The 19,540-nt window shown below is 70.7% G+C and carries 17 protein-coding genes; 6 read left to right on the forward strand and 11 right to left on the reverse strand.

The window, feature by feature from the left end; all coding sequences use genetic code 11:
* Positions 1–119: 119 nt before the first annotated feature.
* Positions 120–614, reverse strand: a complete 495-nt coding sequence (locus ABZU76_RS47505; protein WP_354883817.1) for a DUF5130 family protein — start codon at positions 612–614, stop codon at positions 120–122.
* Positions 601–855, reverse strand: a complete 255-nt coding sequence (locus tag ABZU76_RS47510) for a hypothetical protein (protein WP_354883820.1) — start codon at positions 853–855, stop codon at positions 601–603. Before ABZU76_RS47510 ends, ABZU76_RS47505 begins: the two co-directional genes overlap by 14 nt.
* A gap of 285 nt (positions 856–1,140) precedes the next feature.
* On the opposite strand from ABZU76_RS47510, the gene ABZU76_RS47515 reads away from it, so the two are divergent.
* Complete coding sequence (locus ABZU76_RS47515; protein ID WP_354883823.1) at positions 1,141–1,512, forward strand: hypothetical protein; 372 nt, start codon at positions 1,141–1,143, stop codon at positions 1,510–1,512.
* Positions 1,513–1,680: 168 nt separating this feature from the next.
* Here ABZU76_RS47515 and ABZU76_RS47520 read toward each other — a convergent pair whose 3' ends face one another.
* Positions 1,681–2,133 (reverse strand): HNH endonuclease, encoded by a 453-nt coding sequence (locus ABZU76_RS47520; protein ID WP_354883938.1) that lies wholly within the window; start codon positions 2,131–2,133, stop codon positions 1,681–1,683.
* Between the two features lie 398 nt (positions 2,134–2,531).
* Here ABZU76_RS47520 and ABZU76_RS47525 point away from each other — a divergent pair, with 398 nt between their 5' ends.
* From ABZU76_RS47525 to ABZU76_RS47535, 3 genes are read left to right on the forward strand one after another with little or no spacing between them, the layout of a single operon-like run.
* Complete coding sequence (locus ABZU76_RS47525) at positions 2,532–3,512, forward strand: mechanosensitive ion channel domain-containing protein (RefSeq protein WP_354883826.1); 981 nt, start codon at positions 2,532–2,534, stop codon at positions 3,510–3,512.
* A gap of 33 nt (positions 3,513–3,545) precedes the next feature.
* Positions 3,546–3,935, forward strand: a complete 390-nt coding sequence (locus ABZU76_RS47530; protein WP_354883941.1) for a globin — start codon at positions 3,546–3,548, stop codon at positions 3,933–3,935.
* Complete coding sequence (locus ABZU76_RS47535) at positions 3,935–5,533, forward strand: glycoside hydrolase family 13 protein (RefSeq protein WP_354883829.1); 1,599 nt, start codon at positions 3,935–3,937, stop codon at positions 5,531–5,533. Before ABZU76_RS47530 ends, ABZU76_RS47535 begins: the two co-directional genes overlap by 1 nt.
* Positions 5,534–5,552: 19 nt before the next feature.
* Here ABZU76_RS47535 and ABZU76_RS47540 read toward each other — a convergent pair whose 3' ends face one another.
* Positions 5,553–5,741, reverse strand: coding sequence for a hypothetical protein (locus tag ABZU76_RS47540; protein ID WP_220242999.1), 189 nt, complete (start codon positions 5,739–5,741; stop codon positions 5,553–5,555).
* 457 nt (positions 5,742–6,198) lie between these two features.
* On the opposite strand from ABZU76_RS47540, the gene ABZU76_RS47545 reads away from it, so the two are divergent.
* Both ABZU76_RS47545 and ABZU76_RS47550 read left to right on the forward strand, forming a co-directional pair.
* Positions 6,199–6,402 carry a cold-shock protein gene (locus ABZU76_RS47545; protein ID WP_220243000.1) on the forward strand — a complete coding sequence of 68 codons (204 nt, stop codon included), beginning with the start codon at positions 6,199–6,201 and terminating at the stop codon, positions 6,400–6,402.
* A gap of 337 nt (positions 6,403–6,739) precedes the next feature.
* The gene (locus ABZU76_RS47550) at positions 6,740–7,636 is read left to right on the forward strand and encodes a fatty acid desaturase (protein ID WP_354883833.1); all 897 of its coding nucleotides are present in this window, start codon (positions 6,740–6,742) and stop codon (positions 7,634–7,636) included.
* Here the strand turns inward: ABZU76_RS47550 and ABZU76_RS47555 are convergent.
* The 7 genes from ABZU76_RS47555 to ettA all read right to left on the reverse strand — a co-directional run bounded on the left by ABZU76_RS47555 (position 7,623) and on the right by ettA (position 19,514).
* Positions 7,623–8,027 (reverse strand): DUF6292 family protein, encoded by a 405-nt coding sequence (locus ABZU76_RS47555; RefSeq protein WP_354883836.1) that lies wholly within the window; start codon positions 8,025–8,027, stop codon positions 7,623–7,625. The genes ABZU76_RS47550 and ABZU76_RS47555 overlap by 14 nt on opposite strands.
* 232 nt (positions 8,028–8,259) lie before the next feature.
* Positions 8,260–8,529, reverse strand: coding sequence for a hypothetical protein (locus ABZU76_RS47560; RefSeq protein WP_354883839.1), 270 nt, complete (start codon positions 8,527–8,529; stop codon positions 8,260–8,262).
* Between the two features lie 162 nt (positions 8,530–8,691).
* On the reverse strand, positions 8,692–9,342 hold the full coding sequence (locus ABZU76_RS47565; protein ID WP_220243004.1) for a hypothetical protein: 651 nt from the start codon (positions 9,340–9,342) through the stop codon (positions 8,692–8,694).
* On the reverse strand, positions 9,335–9,757 hold the full coding sequence (locus ABZU76_RS47570) for a thioesterase family protein (protein ID WP_354883842.1): 423 nt from the start codon (positions 9,755–9,757) through the stop codon (positions 9,335–9,337). Before ABZU76_RS47570 ends, ABZU76_RS47565 begins: the two co-directional genes overlap by 8 nt.
* On the reverse strand, positions 9,754–14,739 hold the full coding sequence (locus ABZU76_RS47575) for an NAD-glutamate dehydrogenase (protein ID WP_354883845.1): 4,986 nt from the start codon (positions 14,737–14,739) through the stop codon (positions 9,754–9,756). The genes ABZU76_RS47570 and ABZU76_RS47575 overlap by 4 nt, the downstream gene beginning before the upstream one ends.
* Before the next feature lie 459 nt (positions 14,740–15,198).
* A complete protein-coding gene (locus ABZU76_RS47580; protein ID WP_354883848.1) occupies positions 15,199–17,823 on the reverse strand; it encodes a hypothetical protein in 2,625 nt (874 codons plus the stop codon).
* A gap of 14 nt (positions 17,824–17,837) precedes the next feature.
* The gene (gene ettA, locus ABZU76_RS47585; protein WP_354883851.1) at positions 17,838–19,514 is read right to left on the reverse strand and encodes an energy-dependent translational throttle protein EttA; all 1,677 of its coding nucleotides are present in this window, start codon (positions 19,512–19,514) and stop codon (positions 17,838–17,840) included.
* Between the last annotated feature and the right edge of the window lie 26 nt (positions 19,515–19,540).

A 19,540-nucleotide genomic window follows, 5' to 3' on the forward strand; every position in this document is an offset into this window, starting at 1 on the left:
CTCCCCCCCCGTGGTCGTTGGGGGGGGGGCGCCCCCCCCCCCCCCCCCACCACCCCGTGAACGCCGAAGGGGGCCTCCTCGACAATCGAGGAGGCCCCCTTCGGTGCGTCAGGCGGACGTCAGTGCTTGGGGTCCGGCCCGGCCTGGTCGCTCAGCATGCGCAGGGCGTTGACGAGGCCACCGACCAGGTCACCCTCCTTGAACGACGCGACCATGCTCGCCACGGCCAGGTTGGCGCCGCGGTCGGGCAGGCGGACGTGGGAGCGCTCGCCGATCACGATCTCGATCGCGCGCTGCGCGGGCGAGACCGCGAGGACCACGGCGTTGGCCGGGTCCTCGGTCGAGGCCAGCAGCTTCTCGGCTCCGGCACGGGTGTCCTCGCCGAGGTCGCCGAGGTACACGCTGAAGGCGACGCCGGACTCGCGCGTCGCGAAGGTCAGCGCCTCGTCCAGGCGAGCGAGCTGCTGAACCGAGAACGGGCTGGTCGGCTCGGCGGGCTCGTACATCTTGGCCGCCGAACGGCGGCCGCTGTTGGTGATCACCTCACCAAAGGGCAGGTCCTTCTCCGCGACGTCGACCGCAGTGGCCGAGTGCGCGAGTTCACCACTTGCCACGTGCGCCTCCGGCAGCAGTCACGGTGCCCGAGGGCACCACAGAGTCCGGATCGACGGCGTGGCGACCCGCACCGACACCCTCCGGGTTGGCGGTCCACCACATCGCGGGGTACTCCCACGGCTGTCCCGGCCGGTACCGCGGCGTCCCCGAGAACTTCTTCCGCAGGGTGGCTGCACCGACCACCAAGTAGATGGCCAGGGGGATGACCGCGTAGACCAGGATCGTCTCGACAACGTTCACGCCGGTGAGCGTATCGGATGGCCCCGGCGGCCACCGCGCGGCGCCGCGCCGAGAGGTGACCGCTTGTCGTGCGGGAGCGCCCGTCCGCCGCTTGGCCCGCGCGCGCTGGAACGTTGGGGCGAAGCCGGGCGGGCCGAAAGGTTGCAACTCAACGTACAGGCGGCCGTACCGGTCGCCCCCGTCTTGTCGGCGCACTGAAATCCTCGTAGCTTTTTCACCTGTACGGGCCTTGTGGTCCGCTCCTCAGCCCCAGCAGGTCACGCACCGGTCCCAGGAGGCCACCTCATGCAGAGTGTCCAGCCCCCCGCTCAGGCGATCACCGAGCCCATTTCGTCACCCAGCGAGACCGAATTCCTGCCCGGAACGCGTGTGACGTCCGGCACAAGGGTTACCCGCGGTACTCGGGTCACTCGCGGTACCCGCGTCACCGGCGGCACGCGAGTCACGCGTGGGACCCGGGTCACCCGCGGCACGCGCGTCACCAACGGCACCCGCGTGACGGCCGGCACCCGCGTCACGAGGGGCACCCGCGTGACCCGTGGCACGCGAGTCACGTGCGGCACCCGGGTCACCCGCGGCACGCGAGTCACCAACGGCACCCGCGTCACGCGGGGCACCCGCGTGACCTCGAAGGCCGACTTCGCCCTGGCCGCCTGACAAAAGCAGAACGCGCGCACCCGGCAAGGGCGCGCGAGTGAAGACGAAGCCGCCGCGCGGACCACGCGCGGGCACGGTTCAGCGACTCATCGGCTCGCCCCGGCCGCCGCACAGGCAGCCGGGGCGCCGACGTGTCAGGGCCTTCCAAACGGCCCGTCAGACAGTCCGTCAGGCCGCGGAACCCAAGTACGGCCGCCACAGCGGGTCGGCCTCCTTGGAGTGCGCCAGCAGGCGCCAATGCGGGCCGTGGGGCGCCCTCGGCACCACGCGCAGGCGCCAGCCCAGCTCCGAGAGGAGCTTGTCGGCCTTGCGGTGGTTGCACTTGGCGCAGCAGGCCACGCAGTTGGTCCAGCTGTGCGGTCCGCCGCGGCTGCGCGGCAGGACGTGGTCGATCGTCTCGGCCCGGCCGCCGCAGTAGGCGCAGCGGTACCGGTCGCGGTGCATGAGCCCGGCCCGGGTCAGCGGCACCTTCGCGCGGTACGGCACGCGCACGTACGTGCTGAGCCGGATCACGGACGGGACGGGCAGCGACATGGTCGCGGCGTGCAGCTCCACGCCACCCGGGTCGCCGTGGACGACTTCCGCCTTGCCGCACATCACGAGCACCACCGCGCGCCGCATGGGCAGCGCGGTGAGGGGCTCGAAGGTGGCGTTCAGCAGCAATACGCGACGGCGGCCCCAGGGCGGGGTCGCCGGGTCCCGGCCTCTACGCTGTCCGGGCGGACGGGAAACTCCCCCTGGTCGGGTCCCCGGCCCGGCCGGGTTCGTTCCGCCGGGTGCGGAACCTCCCGGGCAGGCGCGCAGGACCGTCTCCGGCGACTGCTCGGCCATGGCTTGGCCGGCGCCGCCGAGGGGGACGGGTTGTCGGTCTGGCACTCGACCACCTCCACCGGTGCAGGCATAGTCGACCACACATCAGCCCCAAAGTGCACGTGTGTTACGTGACGTGTCACGTGCCTGCGACCCAACATCCACTTGCCGTTGGGTGAACCGAAGCGACGGAAGGACTGTTCGACCCCGTGAACGCCGTGCTCAGCGCCCCGCCAGCGTGCATCTCCGACCCCAGCACCTGGTGCTCACAGGTCTTTTCGATCACGCACAACGAGTGGCTCGCAGGTTCGGCGGACTGGCTCGTGACCAAGCCGCTGCGGATCATCCTGATCCTGGTCCTCGCGTTCCTCGTGCGGTATCTCACACGCCGGCTCGTCGACCGCGTGACCACGCTGCCGCGCGGCGGCACCGGCAAGCTGCCCACCCTGTTGAGACCGCTGCGCGAACGCGCCCCTGACGTGCTCGGCCCGGCCGTGGTGGAGCGGCGCCGGCAGCGGGCCACGACGATCGGCTCGGTGCTGAAGTCGATGGCCACGTTCCTCATCTACGGCCTGGCGTTCATCCTCGTGCTGGGCGAACTGGGCATCAACCTGGCGCCGATCATCGCGTCTGCGGGTGTTGTCGGTGTCGCGATCGGGTTCGGCGCGCAGAACCTGGTGCGCGACTTCCTGTCCGGCATCTTCATGATGATCGAAGACCAGTACGGCGTCGGCGACATCGTCGACATCGGTTCGGCCACCGGCACGGTCGAGGCCGTGGGCCTGCGCATCACCACGCTGCGCGACCTGCAGGGCACCGTCTGGTACGTGCGCAACGGCGAGGTGCTGCGGGTCGGCAACTCCAGCCAGGGCTTCGCCGTGGCCGTGGTCGACGTGCCGCTGGGCTACTCCGCCGACGTGGACCTCGCCACGACCGTGCTCACCGCCGCGGCCACGAAGGCCTCCGAGAGCGAGGCGCTCGCCGCCAACGTGATGGAGCCACCGGAGATGCTGGGCGTGGAGAAGGTCACACCGGAGGGCATCCTGCTGCGCCTGACGGTGAAGGTGCGGCCCGGCAAGCAGTGGGCCGTGCAGCGGGCGCTGCGCGCGCACCTGCTCGCCGCGCTCGAGGAAGCCGGCTTCGAGCCGCCGCTGGGCCGGTTCCTGTCCGCACCGGGCGCCGACAAGTAGCCGGGGTAAGGGCAAGATGGAGGGGTGTCGACTGTGAGTGGCTCCGAACCCGCGAACCTGTACGAGGCCGTGGGCGGTGAACCGACGTTCCGGCGGATCGTCTCGCGCTTCTACCAGGAAGTGGCGACCGACGAAATCCTGCGCCCGCTGTACCCGGAAGAAGACCTCGGCCCGGCCGAGGAGCGCTTCCGGCTGTTCCTCATCCAGTACTGGGGCGGCCCGCACACCTACTCCGACCGCCGCGGCCACCCGCGGCTGCGGATGCGCCACGCGCCGTTCAAGATCGGCCCGATCGAGCGCGACGCGTGGCTGCGCGCGATCCGCGTGGCGGTCGACGAGGAGAACCTGCCCGAGCCGTACCGCGAGCAGCTGTGGGCCTACCTCGAGATGGCGGCCCACAGCATGATGAACAGCTTCGTCTGATGAGACGCCCGGTGGCGGGGCACCGCCGGCCCCCGGAGGGCCCGCCCCGCCCGGCGTGGTGGTCCGACGCCGTCTTCTACGAGGTCTACGTGCGCTCGTTCGCCGACTCCGACGCCGACGGGGTCGGCGACCTCGAAGGCGTCCGCAGCCGGCTGGGGTATCTGGAGCTGCTCGGCATCGACGCGCTGTGGCTCACGCCGTTCTACCGCTCCCCCATGGCCGACCACGGCTACGACGTGTCCGACCCGCGTGACGTGGACCCGATGTTCGGCACACTCGGCGATTTCGACGTGCTGCTCACCGAGGCGCACAAGCGCGGCATCAAGGTCACCGTGGACATCGTCCCGAACCACACCAGCAACCAGCACTCGTGGTTCAAGTCGGCGATGGCCGCCGCACCCGGCAGCCCCGAGCGCGACCGCTACGTCTTCCGCGACGGCCGCGGCCCCGACGGCTCGGAACCGCCCAACAACTGGGTTTCCGTGTTCGGCGGGCCCGCGTGGACGCGTGTGCCCGACGGGCAGTGGTACCTGCACCTGTTCGCCGCGCAGCAGCCGGATCTCAACTACGCCAACGCCGACGTGCGCTACGACCTCGAGCGCACCCTGCGCTTCTGGCTCGACCGCGGCGTCGACGGGTTCCGCATCGACGTGGCCCACGGCATGGCGAAGCCGCCCGGCCTGCCCGACATGGACCCGCGCGCGTCCGGCTTCGGTGGTGGCGAGCACTTCGACCCGCGCTTCGACGACGACAGCGTGCACGAGGTCCACCAGATGATCCGCAAGGTACTCGACGAGTACCCGGACACGATGGCCGTCGGCGAGATCTGGGTGCACGACGAGGACCGCCTCGCGCGCTACCTGCGGCCCGACGAGCTACACCTGGCGTTCAACTTCCGCCTGGTCCTCACGCACTTCGACGCCGACGCGATGCGCACGTCGATCGAGCGGTCGCTGGCCGTGCCGCGCGCGGCCGGCGCGCCCGCCACGTGGACGCTGTCCAACCACGACGTGTGGCGCACCGTGAGCCGCTACGGCGGCGGCGAGGCCGGCCTGCGGCGCGCGCGGGCGATGGCGCTCGTGGAACTGGCCTTGCCGGGTGCGGTCTACCTGTACAACGGCGAAGAGCTGGGCCTGCCGAACGTCGAGATCCCGCCGGAAGCGATCGCCGACCCGCGGGCGCGCAGCCAGGGCCGGCAGTTCAGCCGGGATCCGGAGCGCGTGCCGCTGCCGTGGGAGGGTTCGCTGCCGCCGTTCGGCTTCTCGCGCAACCCGCGGACGTGGCTGCCGATGCCGCCCGAGTGGGCCGGGCTCACCGCGGAACGCCAGTTGGAAGACGCGTCGTCCACGCTCTCGCTGTACCGGCGGGCCGTCGAGCTGCGCAAGACGGAAGCCGCTTTCCGCGCCGGTGACGAGCTGGAGTGGTACGGCGCGCCCGCCGGCTGCTTCGCGTTCCGCCGCGGCGGCAAGGGCGGGCTGATCTGCGCGCTCAACACGTCGGCGAGCTCGATCGCCCTGCCGCCCGGCGAGCTGCTGTTGTCCAGCAGCCCGCTCGAGGACGGCAGGCTGCCACCGGACTCGGCGGCGTGGCTGGTCTGAACGTGGTGAAGAGGGAAAGCTAGCCGCGGGCTCCGGCCTCGAGGCCGAGCATGGCCAGCAGGCCACGCAGGTCGTCCACGTCGCGGGCACGGCCGGCGACGGTCCGGGCCGCCTGGTCGCGCTGGTGGCGCAGGCCCAGCTCCGCGGAGACGCGGGCTCGGGCGAATTCACTGGTGTCGGGGGACAGCGGACGGCGTTCCGAGCGCATCAGGCTCCTCTGTGTAAAGCAGTCGTCGAGATACAGGTGGGACGACGGCCGGACCGAGCAGCCGGCTCGGGCCTCGCGGTCGGCCGAAGACGACGCCGGCTCTGCTGCCGGCGCGCGGGGGAACTCTCGACGTGACCGACGCTACACGACGTGCACCCGCGGGCACAATGAAGCACTGGTCAGCACCGGCACCGGTCCGCCTTCGGTCCACAAGGGACAGACAGTGTGGACTGGTTCCAGCCACCGTGGCGCGCCTGATCAGTGGGCTGGTGCGACCGCGTCCGACGTGGTTAACTGGCCGCGGTCATATTTTGTGTTCGTGCGGTGGGCACTCCCCGCAGCCACGCTCGCAAGATGCGCGGGCGTAGTGGTTCTCCGTCACCGGAAGATCAAACCGTCGGTCTTCGACCCGGGTGCCGAAGTGGTACCTCGATCGTTTTCAGTGGTGGAGACATTTATGACGCAAGGCACCGTGAAGTGGTTCAACGCCGAAAAGGGCTTCGGCTTCATCACGCCGGACAACGGCGGTGGCGACGTGTTCGTGCACTACTCCGAAATCCAGGGCAACGGTTTCCGTAGCCTGGAGGAGAACGCGCGCGTGGAGTTCGAGATCGGCCAGGGCCAGAAGGGGCCGCAGGCCACTTCCGTCACGATTCTCTGACGTCACAACGGTTTCTCCGAGGGGTCGGTGCCACGTGCACCGGCCCCTCGGCCGTTCTCGGGGAACTGCCGGAAAACTCCGCCGGGAACCTTGCCGGAGAACGGTTCGTTGAAAGAGCAGGTCGCGGCCGGCCCGCGAGGGCCGGACCGCACGAACGGTGTGCTCCCCCGCAACGGCAATGGCGCCCGGGCACACCGTCGATCCGGCCTCGGTCCTGCAGAGTGCAGCGATCGGACCAGCTCGACAGGAGCGTTCCAGCATCGACACCCCTCGCGCCTCCCTTTCCTCCCCTGCCCCCTCCGCGACGGCCGTCCGCGAACGGCCCGCACCCGAGCCCATGCTCGCCGGCCGCAAGACGGGCACCGAGGCCTTCCTCGTGAAGCTGTTCGCCGTGGTCCCCCTGCTGGCGGTCGTCGCCGCGGTGCCCCTGGCCTGGGGTTGGGGACTCAGCTGGCTCGACATCGGCCTCGCCGTCGGCTTCTACTACCTCAGCGGCCTCGGCATCACGATCGGCTTCCACCGCTACTTCACTCACGGCTCGTTCCGCGCTCGCCGCGGCCTGCGGATCGCGCTCGCCGTGGCCGGCAGCATGGCGATGCAGGGCCCCGTGATCTCGTGGGTTGCCGACCACCGCCGCCACCACGCCTTCTCCGACCGCGACGGCGACCCGCACTCCCCGTGGCGCTACGGCACCACACCGGCGGCGCTGGCGAAGGGTTTCTGGCACGCGCACATGGGCTGGCTGTTCGACCGCGACAAGACCAACTCGCGCCGCTTCGCCCCGGACTTGCTGGACGATCCGGACATCCGCCGCGTCGACAGTCTCTTCCCCGCGCTGACCGCCGTGACGCTGCTGGCGCCGGCGCTGATCGGCGGCCTCGCCACGATGAGCTGGTGGGGCGCGCTCACGGCGTTCTTCTGGGCCGGGCTCGTGCGGGTGGCGGCACTGCACCACGTGACGTGGTCGGTGAACTCGCTGTGCCACATGATCGGTGAGCGCCCCTTCGAGGCGCGGGACCGCTCGGCCAACTTCTGGCCGCTGGCGATCCTGTCGTTCGGCGAGTCGTGGCACAACTCCCACCACGCCGACCCGACCGGCGCCCGCCACGGCGTGGGCCGGGGCCAGCTGGACACGTCAGCTCGGCTCATCTGGGTGTTCGAGAAGCTGAACTGGGCGTCTCAGGTTCGCTGGCCCCGCCCGGAGCGGCTGGCGCGAAAGCTCAAGACCGCCTGACGACGGGACGGACACGTCGTTCCAGCCGGGCCGCCAGCCCTCCCCGATCGGCGGCGGCGCGGCTGGGCGGCGTGGTCCACGCGCCCTTGTGGGAAGCCGAGACGACCTCGGCGACGAACCGGCCCACGAGGGCGGGTTCCGGGACGACGTCTCCGCCCAAGCGTGCGACGACGAGCGGCGGCTCGGCCGGCCTCGTCTCCACGGAAAGCGTCCAGCCCTGCCGGTAGTTCCAGAGCAACATCAAGTCACGGCCGGGGTAACGCGGCGAGCGGCGACTCAGCGCCACGTAGGCCGTGACCGTGTCTGCGACCTCGCACGACGTCCCCTCCACGGAGACGTCCACGGCTTCGGCAACCGCGCGTACGTAGCCGACCAGCGCCCGTCTCAGCACCAGTGGGTCTTCGTGTACGGCTTCGGTTGTCAGACGATCGGGACCGGACAGGAGCATGGGTCTCCCCTCCACCGTCGGCAATTCGGCTCTGGCGGGCGGAAACGGCCCGCGGACCGCGTGCGCGCAAAAAGCCACGACAACCGGCGGTGCGGTGTTCGAGGTCGCGCCGAATCGGACATCGGCGGCTCATCCGGCACCGACTCTACCCGGAGTTTCGGTCCACGGGGACCGCCTAACCGCTCTGACCTCCGTTCATCCCGCCCGAACTGTCGCCGGAATCGGCCACTGACGTGGCGATCCACGCCGCGAATAATGCGGCTTGGACATACGGAGCGGCCTCACCCACGACTCGGCCGACCTTCGAAAAGCGCCCGGTGCGCACGGTTTGGCCCGCGTGCTCGGGCCCCTCGGCGTCCGCCGGGCGGTCGGTGCGCCACGGCGTCTGCTCGGCGCGCACGTCGGCGAGGAAATCCGCCGTCGGGTCACCGTCGGGGTCGGTCATGTCCCCACCCTCGCACTGTCGCCGGGAATGCACCACGGCCACAAGGAAATCGCAAGGAATTAAGAAGCGAAGGGGCAATGGCGGGTGCCTTCCGCGCGCTATTCCAGACAAAGCGAACAGACGACCTGCCTGGAACGAGCGTCGCGGCAAAAAACCCGAATTTCAGAAAAGCAGCGGCAACAACGCATGCCTTCTTTTCAACACCGCCCCATACCGGGCATCCAGCCGCAGCCACGAGTCCGTGGCCGTCACGCGGACCACGTCGCCGGCGATGGACGAGTCGAACAACCCCATGCCCGACAAGGCGAACAGGCAGCGCAGCTGCACCTTCACCTCGAGCTCGCCGCCGGTCACCGTGAGCACGGCCTGGTCCATCAGCGACGCCGGCGGCGTGCCGTGCGGGCCGACGTTGTCGCGAGCCAGGGTGACGCCCCGGTCGGCCAGGTCGGACACCACGCCGACCGGCAGGTCGTCCACGAGCTGCCAGCGGCCGGGCGCGGGCAGCTCCGCGTGCCAGAGCAGGTCGCGCGCGGGTCCGGGGTCCATGACCTCGCCGCCGGCGACCGTGAGGGCCGCCAGCAGCTCGTTGCCCGACACGGTGATGTCGGCCGGGGTCACGGTTCCCGCCACCGCGCGGGTGGCGAGGACCTCGAACGGCGTGGCCGTCCACGCTTCGACAGTGCCGATACCGCTGCCACCGTCGGGGCGGTTGCGCAGGCGCACGGCGGTGTTGCCGTCGAGCCGCACCGCGCGGGCGACGAACGCGCCCAGTGTGTCGCGGTCGCCCGCGTCGGGGATGCGCAGCTCAGGCATCGGCGAACACCTTCTTGAGGAACTCGGTCTCCTCGGCGGAGAGGCGCCGCGGCCGCAGCTTGACGGTGTCGTACGGCGCCAGCACGGTCTCCGCGGTCACGGCCACCGGGTCCGACTCCTCGGGCCCGGTGTGCACGACGTAGGCCAGCGTGATGCTGGCCGCCCTCAGCTCGGTGAGCGTGATCTCCACCCGCACCGACGTCTCGGGCGTGACGACGATCGGCGCGCGGTAGTGCACGCCGAGCTTCACCACGACCACGCCCTTGGGCAGCTCGGTGAGCCCGGCTTTCACCGCGTCGCCGAACAGCACCGGGATCCGCGCCTCTTCCAGGAGCGTCACCATGTTGGCGTGGTTGACGTGCCCGTACACGTCCATGTCCGACCAGCGCGGCCGGACGTGCGAAACGTAGGTCACCGCACCGTGCTCCTGATCTGGCGCGCCGCCACCGACAGCGTCGCGAGGTCGAGCCGCCCGGAGCGGGTGATCTCGTCGAGCGCCACGCGGGCGCGCGACAGCCGCGACGCGTTGGTCTTCTCCCACTGCGCGATCTTCGCGTCGGTCTCCACGTCCTGGTCGCTGTGGCGCAGCGCGTCGAGCGTGATGGCGCGCAGCGAGGCGTAAACGTCGTCGCGCAGCGAGAGCCGGGCGAGGGCGTGCCAGCGGTTGCCACGTTCGAGCTTGCTGATCTCGGTGAGCATCTTGTCGATGTCCAGGTGGTCCGAGAGCGCGAAGTACAGCTCGGCGGTGTCGGCCGGGCTGTGCAGCGCGTCGAGCCCCACCTGCTGCTCGGCCAGCTCGGCGACCTCGACCACGTCGAGCAGGCCGTAGCTGTGCAGCAGCAGCGCCACCCGGCGGGCGAGATCGGCGGGCACGCCGTCGGCCACGAGCTTGCCGGCCTGCTCCTCCACGGACTCGAGCTCGCGGCCGCGCAGCAGGTCGCCCAGCTTCGGGCCGAGCTCCGCGACGACCGGGCCGAACCGGTTGATCTCGGCCAGCGGCGCGAGCGGCTGCGGCCGGTTGGTGAGGAACCAGCGGGCGGCGCGGTCGAGCAGCCGGCGCGTCTCCAGCACCATCGCGTCGGCGACCGCGGTGGGCACCACGTTGTCGAGCGCGTCGATCTCGGTCCACAGCGTCGGCAGGTCGTAGACGTGGGTCACCACGGCGTACGCGCGAACCACGTCGGTGGCCGTCGCGTTCATCTCCTCCATGAGGCGGAAGACGAACGAGATGCCGCCACCGTCCACCAGCTCGTTGGTCACGAGCGTGGTGATGATCTGGCGGCTCAGCGGGTGCTGCGAGATCGCGTCGGTGAACTGCTCGCGCAGCGGCTTCGGGAAGTACTCGGGCAGCCGGCGCGTGAACACCTCGGAGTCGACCAGCTCGCTCGCGAGCAGCTCGTCCTTGAGGTCGAGCTTCACGTGGGCCAGCAGCGTCGCGAGCTCCGGCGAGGACAGGCCTTCGCCCGCCTTCTCCAGCGCGCGGAACTCCGAGGAGCTCGGCAGGGCTTCCAGCTTGCGGTCGAAGGCACCCTTCGCGACGAGAGACGACACCTGCCGCGCGTGCACGGACACCATCGGGCCGGCGTGGGCCCGGCTCACGCCGAGCACCGCGTTCTGCCGGTAGTTGTCGGCCAGCACCAGGTCGGAGACCTCGTCGGTCATCTCCTCCAGCAGCGAATTGCGCCGCGTGTGCTCGAGGTTCCCGGTCGCCACGAGGTGGTCGAGCAGGATCTTGATGTTGACCTCGTGGTCGGAGCAGTCGACGCCCGCGGAGTTGTCGAGCGCGTCGGTGTTGATCTTGCCGCCGGCCCGCGCGAACTCGATGCGGCCGAGCTGGGTCAGGCCCAGGTTGCCACCTTCGCCCACGACCTTCACGCGCAGCTGGTTGCCGTTGACGCGGATCGCGTCATTGGCCTTGTCGCCCGCGTCGCCGTGGGTCTCGGTCTCCGCCTTGACGTAGGTGCCGATGCCGCCGTTCCACAGCAGTTCGACCGGCGCCAGCAGGATCGCCTGGATGAGCTCCATCGGCGGCAGGTGCGTGACGCCTTCGGCGATGCCGAGCGCCGCGCGCACCTGAGGGCTGATCGGGATCGTCTTGGCCGAGCGCGGGTAGATGCCGCCGCCCTCGCTGATGAGCGAGCGGTCGTAGTCGTCCCACGAGCTGCGCGGCAGGTCGAACAGGCGGCGCCGCTCCGCGAAGGTCGCGGCGGCGTTCGGGTTCGGGTCGAGGAATACGTGCATGTGGTTGAACGCGGCCACGAGGCGGATGTGCTCGCTCAGCAACATGCCGTTGCCGAAGACGTCGCCCATCATGTCGCCGATGCCGACGGTCGTGAAGGCTTGCGTCTGCGTGTCCTTGCCCAGCTCGCGGAAGTGGCGCTTCACGCTCTCCCACGCGCCCTTGGCCGTGATGCCCATGGCCTTGTGGTCGTAGCCGACCGAGCCGCCGGAGGCGAACGCGTCACCCAACCAGAAGCCGTACTGGCCCGAGACCTCGTTGGCGATGTCGGAGAACTTCGCGGTGCCCTTGTCGGCCGCGACGACGAGGTAGCTGTCGTCGGCGTCGTGGCGCACCACGCCCGGCGCGGGCACGGTCTTGCCCTCGACGCGGTTGTCGGTGAGGTCGAGCAGGCCCGAGATGAACATGCGGTAGCACGCGATGCCCTCGGTGAGCTGCGCGTCGCGGTCGAGGCTCGCGTCGCCGGTAAGGGCCGGCGGGCGCTTCACCACGAAGCCGCCCTTCGCGCCCACGGGCACGATCACGGCGTTCTTCACCGCCTGCGCCTTGACCAGGCCGAGCACCTCCGTGCGGAAGTCCTCGCGCCGGTCCGACCAGCGCAGGCCACCGCGCGCGACCTCGCCGAAGCGAAGGTGCACGCCTTCCACCCGCGGCGAGTACACGAAGATCTCGAACTTCGGGCGCGGTTCCGGCAGCTCCGGCACGCCGCTCGGGTCGAGCTTGATCGCGAGGTACGGCCGCGTGGCGCCGTCCGCGCCGGTCACGTGGTAGTTGGTGCGCAGCGTCCCGTTGATCACGGCCATGAGGCGGCGCAGAATGCGGTCCTCGTCGAGGCTCGTGACCTCGTCGATCATCTCGGTGATCTCGCCGACCAGCGAGTCCTCGCGCGTCTTGCGGTCCACATCGGACAGTTGCGGGTCGCAGCGCGTCTCGAACAGGTTCAGCAGCCGCATGGCCACTTCGGTGTGCTTGAGCACCGTGTTCTGGATGTATTCCTGGGAAAACGGGCTGCGGGCCTGCTGCAGGTACCGCGAGTACGCGCGCAGCACGGCGGCCTGGCGCCACGTGAGACCGGCGCGCAGCACGAGGCCGTTGAAGCCGTCGACCTCCGCGTCGCCGCGCCACGCCGCGTGGAACGCCTCCTGGAACCGCTCGCGCAGCGCGTCGAGCGCGACGGTGCTGCTCTCGTCGAGGTACTTCGCCGAGATGCGCAGGCCGAAGTCGTAGATCCAGCTGGCGCCGCCGTCTTCACGGAACAGCTCGTACGGCCGCTCGTCGACGACCTCGACGCCCATGGCCTGCAGCAGCGGCAGGACCTTCGACAGCGTGACGCCTTCGCCGCGCAGGTAGAGCTTGAAGCGGCGCTCGCCCGGCTCAGCGTCGGCAGGCAGGTAGAACGACAGCGCCAGGTCGCCCTCGTCGTCCAGCGTGTCCAGCTTGCGCAGGTCGGCAAGCGCCTCGTCGGCGGTGAAGTCCTCCTTGTAGCCCTCGGGGAACACCGCGGCGAAGCGCTGGCCCTGGTCGACGGCGGACTCCTCGCCCATCACGCCGATCGGCTGGCCGTCGCCCGCGCGTTCGCGGCGCTCGGCCAGGATCGCCTCGACCATGAAGTCGTCCCAGCTGCGGACCACGGTGTTGAGGCGTTCCTGGATCCGCAGGGTGTCGGGCTCGATCCGGCGCGCCGGGTCGGTGTGCACGATGAAGTGCACCTGCGCGAGCACGGTTTCGCCGATGCGTGCGCTGTACTCGAGCTGCGTGCCTTCCAGCTCCTCCAGCAGCACTTTCTGCATCGCCAGCCGCGAGCGCGTGGTGTAGCGGTCGCGTGGCAGGTAGACCAGGCAGGAGTAGAAGCGGCCGTATGGGTCGCGGCGCAGGAACAGCCGCAGCCGCCGGCGATCCGACAGCGTGATCGCGCCGGTCGTGGTGGCGTACAGCGAATCCGTGTCGGCCGAGAACAGGTCGGCGCGCGGCCAGTTCTGCAGCACCTCCAGCATCCGCTGGCCGGAGAAGGACTCCATCGGGAAGCCGGCGCGGTGGATGACCTCGCGCACGCGCTTGCACACCACCGGGATGTCGAGCACGTTCTCGTGCAGCGCCGTGGTGGTGAACATGCCGAGGAACCGGTGCTCGCCGGTCACGTTGCCCTCGTCGTCGAACGTCTTCACGCCGACGTAGTACGGGTACACCGGCCGGTGCACGGTCGAGGGCGCGCTCGCCTGCGTGAGCACCAGCAGCGTCGGGGACAGCGCGCTGGCGTAGTCGTCCGGGCCCGCGGTGAGGCTGCGGGCGGCGAGGCTGTCCTGGCGCAGCACACCGAGGCCGGATGCGAGGACCGCGCGCAGCGCCGGCTCGTCGGAGTCGGGGTGCGGGTTCTCGACCAGTTCGTAGCGGCGGTAGCCGAGGAAGGTGAAGTGGCCGTCGGCGAGCCAGCGCAGCAGCCGGGCGCCCTCTTCGACCTGCGTGGGGTCAGGCAGCTTCGGCGGGTCCTGCTCCAGCGACTCCGCCACGGAGCACGCGGTCTGCGCCATCTTGTCGGCGTCCTCGACGACCTCCCGGACGTCACCCAGCACCGAGGCCAGCCGGTTGTCCAGCTCGCGGGCGCGGTTCGGGTCCGTGACGAGGTCGATCTCCAGGTACATCCACGACTCGGCCGCCGACATCGCGGGCGGGTTGGCCGGGTCAGCGTCGGGGTGCAGGCCCGCGAGCTCGCCCGTGACGTCGCGGCTGACCACGACGATCGGGTGGACGATGCGGTGCACCTGCACGCCGTCGCGCGCGAACTCGGCCGCCACGCTGTCGACGAGGTAGGGCATGTCGTCGGTGACCACCTGCACGACGGTGGCCTCGCGGGTCCAGCCGTCCTGCGCCGCGGTGGGGTTCAGCAGCCGGACCGCCGGGCGTCCCGGCATGCGCTGCTTCGCCAGCTGCAGGTGCGAGCGCACCGCGCCGACGAGCGCCACAGGGTCGTCACCGACGATCTCCTCCGCCGGGATGTGGCGGTAGTACAGGCGGATCAGGTCACCGATCTCGGGCGCCAACGCCGCCGCGGCGTCGATCAGCTCGTCCCGGAGCTGCTCCGGGCTGGCCGAGCGACGCAACGCGCCGACTTCGGCACCGACATCTGTTCCGGGCGGGGACGAGACTCCCGTCGAGCTCATGTGAGGCAACTCTCCAGTTTCGAGATCGAGACGCGTCCGTCACCACAACGTGGCGGACACCCCCACACTAATCCGACCCCGCCGGGCCCGTGACAAAGACCAGGAGTTGTCCAGACTTAAATTTACCTTATGTGACTGGGGGTTTCCCGGCATTGATCGGTTCAGCTGCGGGGCCGCCGGATGCCCTCGTCCACCGGGGAATCCCTTGGCACCGGGCGCGCCGCGGCGCCGGACGACGCGGGCCGTGGTGGCGGGATCGGGTTCGTGATCGGTTCAGTCGTCCGGGGGCCGCACGGAGCCTGGCGGCCAAACCGGAAAAGGTTGCCTCGCCCGACTGCGAGGATTCCCACACCGAAACCGCCCGGACGGGCGACACCGTTGCCCGGGTACCCCAAAGCGACGGCACTCAAACGCTGTTTTCGTGGTGCCGCAAAGGTGCTCGTGGTCCGGGCGAGGACGTCAGTCCCCGTTGCGCTTGCGCTCCGCCGACGCGTGCCCGTTGACCGGGCGACGCTTGTTGTCGTCGTCTTCCGAGCCCAGCCGCTTGACCAGCGCGGCGGCGCTCGCCGTTCCCGCCTGGTGTTCGGCCAGCGCGCGGGCCAGCAGCTCGGCCAGCCCGGCGTCCGGCGGCGGCTCGTCCTCGGCGATCGCGCGGGCGTAGCTCTCCGGGAAGGGCTGCGACGTCGGCGTCCACGAGTCGAAGTCCTCGAGCGGGTCCAGAGCCGGCGGCATCCGCAGCCGGGGCAGCCACGGGTCCACGGCTTCCTCGGACACCTGTTCGTCACGCGGCGCCGGCGCCAGGTCCGGGGACTCGCGCTTCCACGGCGGGTCCGTCACGTCGGAGACCGCCTCGGGTTCCTCCGTGCGCGCGGTTTCCTCGCGCGCCGCGGCCTCGTCGGCGCGGCGGCGACCGCCACCGCCGCCGGCGGAGATCCCCAGGCGGTCCAGCACGGACCGAGCCGCGACGGAACCGTGTTCCGCGTCGTGCCGGGTCTTGCGGCCGCGGGAGACCTCGTCGCGGCGGGCGCGTTCCTCGCGGGCCCACTCGTCGCCCTCCCAGAGCGGCGCGGCGGGATCGTCCGCGGGCGCGGGCGCCATCGGCAGCTCGGGCAGAATGTCCGAAAGGTCCGGAAGCGACAGCCGCGGCAGGTCCTCGGCCACGGCGGGGGGCCGCGGCGCCGGCTCTTCGCGCACGACCTCTGCCAAGGGTTCCGGCTTCGGCTGCGGAGCCGGCACGGCTTCGAGCTTCTTGAACGGCTTGACCCAGCCCGGCAATGCCGCCGGCCGCTCGGGTGCCGCCCGGCGGCCCGTTTCCGCACGAGCCTGGCGGGAAAACGAGTGCGATCCGTTCACGGGCCGCTTGGCCGGCGGCGCGGGCGACTCGGCGACGCGCGGTCGTTCCGGAGCCTCGGCGCGCGGCGCGGACAGCGTGAAGCGCGCGACCTGTTCGGCCGGGGCCTCGCTTCGCTCGGCGGGCGCCGCGGGTTCCGGCTCGTCACGGATCACCGGGATCACCGACGTCCGCTCGGCCTCCGACTCCGCGGCCGCTCGCCCGAAGGACCACGTCGGCGTCTTCGGGCCGGATTTCTCCGGCTTGCGAACGGGTTTCTCCGGCTTGCGAACGGGTTTCTCCGGCACCGAGCCGGCCGCGCGCACATACGTCGTCTCCGCCGGAGCGGCCGGCCGCGGCTGTGCTTCCGGCCGCGCCGGGGTTTCCGCACGCGACCGGGTTTCCTTCCGCGGCTGGATTTCCACGCGCTGAGCCTTCGCCACGGCCGGCTTCGCTGCGGCCGGTTCCGGGGCAGTCGGTTCCAGGGCGGCCGGTTCCGGCGCAGCCGGTTCCGCGGGGATCGCCCGGATCAACGCCGTCGTCTCGACGTCGCGCACCGGCGGCTCGACGGCCATCGGCACCGGACGGCCACCCTGCGGCGCCGACCGCGCGATCACGTCGTCGAGGTCCAGCGGCGCCACCGTGTCCGCGCCGAACTCGCCCGCGAGCAGCCCGCACGCCTGGCGGCGCGCCCGCGAGTGGACGTGTTCCGCCGCGCGCGAGCGGTGCAGGCACGCGATGGCTTCCTCGGCGCTGCCGAACCGTTCCTCGATCTGCGCCAGTTCCAGCCACAGTCGCGAAGTGATGGCGGACAGTCCGTGGCGATCGGTGCTCGCCACGGCTTCGCGCACCAGCTCGGACGCGGCGTCGCCGGCACCGGCCGGCAGGTGGATGCGCGTCGCGACGGCCAGCCGCAGCCACGCCGTGGGCGCGACCCCGGCCGCGCGCACGGGCTCGTTCAGCATGGGTTCGGCGATGTCAAACGCCATGGCGGTGTCGCCGCGGTCGAGCAGCGTGCTCACGAGCTGCAGCACGAGCCGCACGCGCACGAGGCCGCCGTCGTCACCGGGTTTGTCCAGCTTCTCCAGGAAACCGAGGCCGGTGCGGGCGGCGTCGGCGGCCGCGGTGAGGTCACCGTGGCGGCGCCGGTGGGCCGCGGCTCCGTTGCGCAGCAACGCCCGCACGAGCAGCCGCGTGTCGGCGTCGAGCGACTCGTCGGCGACCACCAGCTTGTCGGCTTCGACGAGCACGCGGTCGAGCTCCGGCTTGCGGCCGAACTGCGCGAGGCAGCCCACGAGGTGGCACAGCGCTTCCGCGCGGTGCACGGCCGAAACCGCCGGCTCCGACAGCACGGGCCGCAACGCCGCGAGCCCGGTCAGCGGCGTGCCGAGGCTGCGCGCGCACACGGCCAGGTCGATCCGCAGCCGCGCGGCCGTGTCGGTGTACCCGGCGTGCTCCGCGGCCCGCAGGGCGGCGACGGCGCGCCCGACGGTCGACGTGCGACCGCCGAGGCGCACGCGCGCCGCGACCACGAGGCTTTCGGCGCGGATCCACTGCTCGTCCGCACCCGCGGTCTCGGCGAGCGCGGCCGCGCGCTCGCCGAGCACCAAGGCGAGTTCGGGCGCGCGCAGGTGCAGCGCGTCCGCGCGCTCGATCAGCCGCCCGAGGTCGGAGAGGGTCGCCCCGCCGGCAGCAGCGAGCCGCCCGCCCGCGGGTGCGGGCGAGCTCGACCGGTTGTGCCTGCTGGCTTCCACTCCGGCCCCCGGCGTCAGTCGCGCTTCAGTTTGCGATGAGTGACCCGGTGCGGCCGCGCCGCTTCGGCGCCGAGGCGCTCGACCTTGTTCTTCTCATAGCCCTCGAAGTTGCCCTCGAACCAGAACCACTTCGCCGGGTCTTCGTCCGTGCCTTCCCACGACAGGATGTGCGTGGCGACCCGGTCGAGGAACCACCGGTCGTGGGAGATGACCACGGCGCACCCGGGGAACTGCTCCAGCGCGTTCTCCAGCGAACCCAGCGTTTCCACGTCCAGGTCGTTGGTCGGCTCGTCCAGCAGGATCAGGTTTCCACCCTGCTTGAGCGTCATCGCCAGGTTCAGCCGGTTGCGCTCACCACCGGAGAGCACGCCCGCGGGCTTCTGCTGGTCCGGCCCCTTGAAGCCGAACGCGCTCACGTACGCGCGCGAAGGCATTTCGGTCTGCCCGACGTGGATGTAGTCGAGCTTGTCCGACACGACCTCCCACACCGTCTTCTTCGGGTCGATGCCGGCGCGGTTCTGGTCCACATAGGACAGCTTGACCGTCTCGCCGATCTTGACCTTGCCGCCGTCCGGCTCCTCGAGCCCGACGATGGTCTTGAACAGCGTGGTCTTGCCGACACCGTTGGGACCGATCACGCCGACGATGCCGTTGCGCGGCAGGTCGAACGAGAGCCCGTCGATGAGCACGCGGCCGTCGAAGCCCTTGTTCAGCTTCTCGACCTCCACGACCACACTGCCCAGGCGCGGGCCCGGCGGGATCTGGATCTCTTCGAAGTCGAGCTTGCGGTACTTGTCGGCCTCCGCGGCCATTTCCTCGTAGCGGTCGAGCCGCGAACGGGACTTGGTCTGGCGGGCCTTGGCGTTGGACCGCACCCATTCGAGCTCGGACTTCAGGCGCTTGGCGAGCTTCGCGTCCTTCTTGCCCTGGACCTCGAGGCGCTCGCGCTTCTTCTCCAGGTAGGTGGAGTAGTTGCCCTCGTAGCCGACGACGTGGCCGCGGTCGAGCTCCATGATCCACTCGGCGACGTTGTCGAGGAAGTACCGGTCGTGGGTCACTGCCAGCACGGCGCCGGCGTACTTCATGAGGAACTGCTCCAGCCACAGCACGCTTTCGGCGTCCAGGTGGTTGGTGGGCTCGTCGAGCAGCAGCAGGTCGGGCGCGGACAGCAACAGCTTGCACAGCGCGACGCGACGGCGTTCACCACCGGAGAGGTGGGTCACGGCCTCGTCCGGCGGCGGGCAGCGCAGGGCGTCCATGGCCTGCTCGACCGTGGAGTCGAGCTCCCACGCGTCGGCGTGGTCGAGGTCCTCCTGGAGCTGGCCCATCTCTTCCATGAGCGCGTCGCTGTAGTCGGTCGCCATGAGCTCGGCGATCTCGTTGTAGCGGTCGAGCTTCTGCTTGGTCTCGCCGAGGCCTTCCTCGACGTTCTGCCGGACGGTCTTCGTCTCGTCCAGCTCCGGCTCCTGCATGAGGATGCCGACGGAGGCACCCGGCTGCAGGAACGCCTCGCCGTTGCTGGCCTGCTCGATCCCCGCCATGATCTTGAGAACGGTGGACTTACCGGCACCGTTCGGCCCCACCACGCCGATCTTGGCGCCGGGGTAGAACGCGGTGCTGACGTCGTCGAGGATGACCTTGTCCCCGACGGTCTTGCGCACCTTCTTCATGGTGTAGATGAACTCGGCCATACAAGCGATCGTAGAGTGGCCCGATC

The sequence above is a fragment of the Amycolatopsis sp. NPDC005232 genome (assembly GCF_040607795.1).
Lineage (GTDB): Bacteria > Actinomycetota > Actinomycetes > Mycobacteriales > Pseudonocardiaceae > Amycolatopsis.

Excerpts from the sequence above, each read along its gene's own strand:
- ABZU76_RS47515 (WP_354883823.1), top strand. The coding sequence starts at position 1,141 with ATGCAGAGTGTCCAGCCCCCCGCTCAGGCGATCACCGAGCCCATTTCG.
- ABZU76_RS47520 (WP_354883938.1), bottom strand. The coding sequence starts at position 2,133 with ATGCGGCGCGCGGTGGTGCTCGTGATGTGCGGCAAGGCGGAAGTCGTC.
- ABZU76_RS47535 (WP_354883829.1), top strand. The coding sequence starts at position 3,935 with ATGAGACGCCCGGTGGCGGGGCACCGCCGGCCCCCGGAGGGCCCGCCC.
- ABZU76_RS47540 (WP_220242999.1), bottom strand. The coding sequence starts at position 5,741 with ATGCGCTCGGAACGCCGTCCGCTGTCCCCCGACACCAGTGAATTCGCC.
- ABZU76_RS47545 (WP_220243000.1), top strand. The coding sequence starts at position 6,199 with ATGACGCAAGGCACCGTGAAGTGGTTCAACGCCGAAAAGGGCTTCGGC.
- ABZU76_RS47550 (WP_354883833.1), top strand. The coding sequence starts at position 6,740 with ATGCTCGCCGGCCGCAAGACGGGCACCGAGGCCTTCCTCGTGAAGCTG.
- ABZU76_RS47560 (WP_354883839.1), bottom strand. The coding sequence starts at position 8,529 with ATGACCGACCCCGACGGTGACCCGACGGCGGATTTCCTCGCCGACGTG.
- ABZU76_RS47565 (WP_220243004.1), bottom strand. The coding sequence starts at position 9,342 with ATGCCTGAGCTGCGCATCCCCGACGCGGGCGACCGCGACACACTGGGC.
- ABZU76_RS47575 (WP_354883845.1), bottom strand. The coding sequence starts at position 14,739 with ATGAGCTCGACGGGAGTCTCGTCCCCGCCCGGAACAGATGTCGGTGCC.
- ettA (WP_354883851.1), bottom strand. The coding sequence starts at position 19,514 with ATGGCCGAGTTCATCTACACCATGAAGAAGGTGCGCAAGACCGTCGGG.